Raw genomic sequence first — 6,206 nt, 5'->3', positions numbered from 1 at the left:
GCTCCCGGCTCCCCCCGCGGGCGCACACCGCCGTGCTGCTGGTGGTGCCCGTGCTGATCGCCGCCCTGGACGCGGTGCTGGTCAACGGGCCGGGGCCCGGCCTGGACCTGGGCGTGTCGCTGCTGGCCGCGGTCGCGCTGCTGTGGCGCAGGCGCTTCCCGCTCACCGTCTTCGCCGTGACGCTGCCCGGCATCTACATCGGCTACATCTGGTTCGCCCCGATGATCGCGCTGTACACGGTGGCGACGCTGCGCCCGGACCGGCGCCTGCTCGTCGGGGCCGCCGCGCTGCTGGCCGTCGCGCACTTCCTGCCGTACCCGATCTCGGAGCTGTCCTTCGACGACCGGCGCGAGGCGGCCCTGCAGTTCGTCGACGCGTGCGTCACCGCCGCCACGCCCGTCGCGCTCGGCCTGCTCACCCGCACCCGGCGCGAGCTCGCCTCCCGGCTGGACGAGCTGACGCGCAGCCGGGCGCGCGAGGACCGGCTGCTCGCCGACCAGGTCCTGGCCACCGAGCGCGCCCGGCTCGCCCGCGAGATGCACGACGTCGTCGCCCACCAGGTCAGCCTGATCAGCCTGCAGGCCGGCGCCGTGCAGATCAGCACGGGGGACGACCGGGCGCGCGAGGGGGCCCGCAGGATCCGCGAGCTGTCCGTGCGCACGCTCGAGGAGCTCCGGCACATGGTCGGCATCCTGCGCGCCGCCGGGGCCGACACCGAGGAGCTCACCCCGCAGCCGCGCCTCGCGGACCTGCCGCGGCTGATCGAGCTGAGCGCGCTCGACGTGACGTACGAGAACACGTGCGGCGCGCGGACCGCGCGCTCCGAGGCTGTCGAACGGGCGGCGTTCCGTACGGTGCAGGAAGCGCTGACCAACGCCCGTAAGCACGCGCCGGGCGCCCACGTACGGGTGCGGCTGGCGGAGGACGCCGCGGAGACGCTCCTGGTGGAGATCCGCAACGGGCCGCCGGACGCGGCCGTACCGGCGCCCGGACTGCCCGGCGGCGGGCACGGACTGGTGGGACTGCGCGAGCGGGCGCAGAGCCTGGGCGGAACGATGGAGGCGCACGCGACGCGGGAGGGCGGCTTCGTCGTGCGGGCAGGATTCCCGCGGGAGGGGTAGGGGCGGGCCCTCGTGAGGGGCCCTTCCAAGGGAGGGAGCGCCGGTCCTACGCGGACTGCGCGGGGAGGGGGTCGCCGCTGTCGCGGCCCTCGTGGGTGGCCGTGGCCAGGTCCGGATAGATCTCGAACAGGCGGCGCACCCCGAGTGCGCCGAGCACCCTGTTGACGTGGGAGCCGTCCGCCGCGCCGCCCTGCGGGGGCAGGATGAGTCTCAGGCGCCCCTGACAGGAGCGCATCAGGCGGCGGGCGGCGATCAGCACGCCGACGCCGCTGGAGTCGCAGAAGCGCACCTCGGCCAGGTCGAGCACGAGGCTGCGCCGTCCGTCGGCGACCGCGTCGTGCACGCGTTGCCGGACCACCGGCGACGTCACCAGGTCCATCTCGCCGGAGACCCGGAGGACGGCCCAGTCCCCCCGCTCGGCGTCCTTCACCTTCAACGTCACGCGCTCGAAGCCCCTTCGCTCGGTCTCTCGCTCCCCGGAACGGACCTTTCCGCAGCCGTGGCTGCCCGGCGTCTCCCCCGTCTCTCCCTCGTGAAACGCCGGTGGGACCGGATGCACAGAACCGGCCCCCAACGAGCCTATGCCCAGCTCGAACCCTTAATCCCCAAAGTTCCGGTCACACCCGCATAACACATCGGCACATTCGCGCACGTACGATCCGTAACGATCGGCCAGATGTGCGGAAAGTGACCGGGGCAATACCATCCGGGGCCGTCCGGCGGGGCGATCTTCACGATGTTCCCCGCAAAGACGGCCTGACTGTCGGACCCGGCCACTACATTCGAGGAGTATGTGACCGTGAGCACAAGCGTTGCGCGCCGCGGGTAGTGGTCATGAGTGCGACGCACACCAGCGCGACGCCGACCGGCAGGCGGACGGACGGACGGGCAGAACGGGCGGACGGAGGGGCAGCCATGGCGACCGACGCATCATCAGCAGTAACAGCAGCAGCACCACCCCGGTGGGACCGCAAGATGCAGCAGCGGCTCGCGCACGGCGAGGCCGCCGCCCTCGGCGAGCTCTACGACCGCTTCGCCTCCCTCGTGCACACCCTCGCCCACCGCGTCCTCGGGGACGAGGCCGGCGCCGACCGCGTCACGCGCGAGGTCTTCGGCCATGTCTGGGAGCACCCCGGCGAGTTCGACCCCCGCGAGGGCTCGCTGCGCTCCTGGATCGCCGGGCTCACCCACCGTCAGGCCGTCGAGCGGCTGCGGCAGTCGCAGAGCGACGGCGCGGCCACGCCCGACGAGATCGAGGAGAAGGTCCGCGCGGCGTCCGCCGCCGCCCGCGCCGACTACATCGTCACCTCCATGCCGGCCCCGCTGCGCGCCGCCCTCGACCTCGCCTACCTGCGCCGTCTCGACTACCGCCGGGCCGCCGCCCACCTCGGCGTCACGGAGGACGAGGCGCGCCGCCGGCTGCGCCTGGGCCTGCAGCTGCTCTCCACCGCGCACCCCGGGCCGCGCGCCGTCTCGCCGCCCGCACGCGGAGGGACACTGTGAGCGCGGCACCCGGCCGGGGCGGACCCGGCCGTCAAGACGGAAACGGCGCTTCCGGTCCGCCCCGTCCGCCACGCATACCGCTGCCCCGGACCGCCGCCGAGGACACCGCACGGTGGCCGGAAGCCGCCCCCGCCCCCGCTGCCGAGACGGCTCCGATCGCTCCCGAGACGGCCCCGATGTCGCACAAGGTCCTCAAATCCCTCCTCGGCGCCTGGGCCCTCGCCGCCTGCTCCCCCGAGGAGACCGCGGCCGTCGAGGCCCACCTGACCGACTGCGCCACCTGCGCGGACGAGGCCGTACGACTGCGCGAAGCCGTCGCCCTGCTGCACCCGGAGGACAATCTGGACCTCGACCCGCGGCTGCGCTCCCGCGTGCTCGCCTCCTGTCTGGGCCGCCGCCCGGCCCGCGTCCCCCTGCCCTCCTGGGTCGCCCCCTACGACGCGGAGACCGCCCGGCTCGACGCCCTCCTGCGCGACTTCGGCGAGGCGGAGTGGCAGGCGCCGGTGCGGCTGCAGTGGTTCGACGGATCGCGGGCCGTGGAGCGCGACATGACGGTCGCCGCGGTCATCGCCCACCTCACGGCCGCCGACGGCTGCGTCGCCACGGCCCTGGGTCTCCCGGAGCCGCCGGACGAGGCCGCGGAGGCCGCCGCGGGCCCGCCCGGCGCGGTCCGCACGGAGTGGCGGCGGCAGGGGCACGCACTGATACGGAGCGCGTCGTTCGCCGACGGCGGCGCCGCGGAACTTCCCGTCCTGGACGGACGGTTCACCCTCCCCCTGCGCGATGCGTTCCTCGACCGGGCCTTCGAATGCTGGATCCACGCGGAGGACATCGCCGAAGCCGTCGACTACCCCTACCGCCCGCCCTCGCCCGGCCACCTCCACGACCTGGTCGACCTGACCGCCCGCATGCTCCCGTCGGTCATCGCCGACCGCCGCCGCGCCGGCCTCGCCCCGCCGCCGCGTGCCCTGACCGCGGCGGGTGCCCCGGGCCGCACGCTGCACCTGGAGGTCGAAGGCAGCGGCGGCGGCCACTGGTACGTCCCCCTCGACTCCCCCGCGGCCGGGGCCGCCCCGGAGGACGAGGTCGCCCACGTGGCCCTGGACGCCCTGGAGTTCTGCCGCCTGGCCGCGGGCCACGTCCACCCGGAGGAGGCCGCAGCGGGCCACACAGGGGACCGTGAGGCGATCCTGGACGCCTTGTACGCGACGGCTTCGCTGTCGCGGATGTAGGAGCCGCAGGGGACGCAGAGGACCCAAGGAGCCCAGGGGAGGCAGGGGGCCCGGAACGGCTTGTGGCCCGCATCGAGGATGCGGGCCACAAGCCGTTCTGCAGGTTCTGCAGGTTCTACGGGTTCTACGGGTTCTGCGCCGCTACGCGAAGACGACCGTCCGGCGCCCGTTCAGGAGCACCCGGTGCTCGCTGTGCCACTTCACCGCGCGCGCGAGGGCCTGGCACTCGACGTCGCGGCCGACGGCGACGAGCTGCTCCGGGGTGACCTCGTGGCCGACGCGCTCGACCTCCTGCTCGATGATCGGGCCCTCGTCGAGGTCCGCGGTCACGTAGTGCGCGGTGGCACCGATCAGCTTCACGCCGCGCGCGTGCGCCTGGTGGTACGGCCTCGCGCCCTTGAAGCTCGGCAGGAAGGAGTGGTGAATGTTGATGATCTTGCCGGAGAGGACCTTGCAGAGGTCGTCGGAGAGCACCTGCATGTAGCGGGCGAGGACGACCAGCTCGACGTTCTCCGCCTGGACGAGCTCCAGGAGCTTCGCCTCCGCCTCCGGCTTGTTGTCCTTCGTGACCGGAATGTGGTGGAAGGGGACGCCGTAGGAGCCGACGAGCTCGGCGAAGTCGGTGTGGTTGGAGACCACGGCGGCGATCTCCACCGGCAGGGCGCCGATCCGGGAGCGGAAGAGCAGGTCGTTCAGGCAGTGGCCGAACTTGGACACCATCAGGACGATGCGCATCTTCTCGTCCGCCCGGTGGATCTGCCAGTCCATGTGGAACGAGTCCCCGATGGCGGCGAAGCTGGCCCGCAGCTTCTCCACGGTGACGGACGCCTCCGCGCCGAAGTGGACGCGCATGAAGAAGAGCCCGGTGTCGCGGTCACCGAACTGCTGGCTGTCCTCGATGTTGCACCCGGTCATGAAGAGGTAGCTGGACACCGCGTGGACGATGCCCTGCTTGTCGGGGCAGGAGAGGGTGAGGACGTACTGCTCGGGCTGCGCGGGGGCCCCTTCGGCGGCAGGGGACTGGGAGGCGTTCATAGCCCAATAGCCTCGCACACCCGCGGGGCCCGACGGACCGCCCGGACCCCGCGGCGCCCGGCGGCGCGGGGTCAGCGCGCCTGTGTGAGCCGGTCCAGGACGTCCAGCGGGCGCGGCGGCACCTCCGGCTCGTCCCCGTCGTTCAGCGCCAGCCGTACGTGCGCCTCCCGGGCGGCCTGTACGGCCTCGGGCCAGCTGTGGTGCTCCAGGTACGCCGAGACGGGCGCGTCGGGCCCGACCTGGTGCATGATCCGCAGGACCCGCAGCACGGCCAGGTCGACGAGCGCGGCCTCGCCCGAGTCCCGGAAGATCGTCCCGATGTACTTCTCGGCCGACCAGTTGTCCAGCCAGGTGTCCTCGACCAGCCGGTAGACGGCGTCGGTCACGTCCCCGAATCCCGCGTCGCCCGCGAGCCAGCGCTCGCGCTGGAAGTCGGGGTCCGAGAGCATGTGCAGCGCCGAGCGCACATGCGCACGCCAGCGCCACCACGGCATGTCATTGAGCGGCATGCCGTCCATGGTGGTCGAGCGGCGGCCGCGGCGGGAAGACTTCTCCGAACCCTGCATAGCAATCGATCGTACGTTCCCACCCGGGCGGCCCGCTCCGGCCCCCGGATTCCGCGCCCGCGACCGCCGCGCCCGCCGGCGTCAGCGGAGATCGCCGCCGGGCGCCCCGGCCGCTACAGCTGTGCCCAGGAGTGCTGCGACAGTCCGTACTTCTTGGCGATCGGGTTCCACAGCTCCGCGGCCGCCTTCTTGGCGGCGGTCGCCTCGCCGCTGGCCCGGTCGCCCGCGACGCTCTCGCCGGACGGGCGGGCGTGGCCCTTGACGCACCCGTGCTTGCCGCCCACCTGGTCCGCCCACGCCGCGTAATGGGTGTCCGCGGACGCGGAGGACTTCCAGGCCTTGGTCAGCTGCGCCGCGAGCTGGGCGCTGTTGGGGAGCTTGTCGATCGCCGTCTGCTGGAGGCGGGTCACCAGGCCGTCGCGCTGCTTGGCGGCGTCGCGCAGGTCGGAGGCGGACTTGCCCAGGTCCTTGCAGTTACGGGTGGAATCGACCGCCTTGATGACGGCGTCGCGGCTGTTGTTGCTGTCCTTCAGCAGGGCGTCCAGGGCCTTGGCCTGGGCGACGGCCGGGTCCGCGGGGCCGGCCGACGGCTCCTTCTTCTTCCCGCCGCCGGCCTCCGGCGTGCTGCTGGGCGCCGCGGAGCTGACCGCGGCGTTCTGCGGGGGGTCGCTCTTCTTCTCGTCCCCGCCGCTGAGCAGCGCCCCGGCGGCGAGCCCGGCGGCGGCGCAGCCCGCGACGACGATGCCGAC

The 6,206-nt window shown here is 73.4% G+C and carries 6 protein-coding genes and 1 pseudogene; 3 read left to right on the top strand and 4 right to left on the bottom strand.

Translation table 11 applies throughout. The annotated features are described in order from the left end of the window. Nucleotides 1-1,121: sensor histidine kinase (locus tag V7793_RS31490; RefSeq protein ID WP_443058032.1), on the top strand; the 1,121-nt coding region annotated here is incomplete at its 5' end. A 46-nt stretch (nt 1,122-1,167) separates the two neighbouring features. On the opposite strand, the gene V7793_RS31485 is transcribed toward V7793_RS31490, so the two are convergent. Continuing rightward, entirely contained in the window at nt 1,168-1,563 is a 396-nt protein-coding gene (locus V7793_RS31485; RefSeq protein WP_058045842.1) for an STAS domain-containing protein, read from the bottom strand. A 473-nt stretch (nt 1,564-2,036) separates the two neighbouring features. Between V7793_RS31485 and V7793_RS31480 the strand changes: the two genes are divergently transcribed. Beyond that, nucleotides 2,037-2,624: a sigma-70 family RNA polymerase sigma factor gene (locus V7793_RS31480; protein WP_336013028.1), complete on the top strand. Its 588-nt coding sequence runs from the start codon at nt 2,037-2,039 to the stop codon at nt 2,622-2,624. Then, nucleotides 2,621-3,856, top strand: coding sequence for a zf-HC2 domain-containing protein (locus V7793_RS31475; RefSeq protein WP_336013027.1), 1,236 nt, complete (start codon nt 2,621-2,623; stop codon nt 3,854-3,856). Before V7793_RS31480 ends, V7793_RS31475 begins: the two co-directional genes overlap by 4 nt. A gap of 141 nt (nt 3,857-3,997) precedes the next feature. On the opposite strand, the gene purU is transcribed toward V7793_RS31475, so the two are convergent. From purU to V7793_RS31460, 3 genes and pseudogenes are all read right to left on the bottom strand, one after another. Further along, entirely contained in the window at nt 3,998-4,891 is an 894-nt protein-coding gene (gene purU / locus V7793_RS31470; RefSeq protein ID WP_336013025.1) for a formyltetrahydrofolate deformylase, read from the bottom strand. A 71-nt stretch (nt 4,892-4,962) separates the two neighbouring features. Further along, a complete protein-coding gene (locus V7793_RS31465) occupies nt 4,963-5,463 on the bottom strand; it encodes an SCO4402 family protein (protein ID WP_443058033.1) in 501 nt (166 codons plus the stop codon). A gap of 107 nt (nt 5,464-5,570) precedes the next feature. Further along, nucleotides 5,571-6,206 (bottom strand): annotated as a pseudogene (locus tag V7793_RS31460) (hypothetical protein); the annotation flags it as partial.

Source organism: Streptomyces sp. KLMMK (assembly GCF_036961605.1).
Lineage (GTDB): Bacteria > Actinomycetota > Actinomycetes > Streptomycetales > Streptomycetaceae > Streptomyces > Streptomyces telluris.
This window is presented reverse-complemented; position numbering and strand designations above follow the sequence as displayed.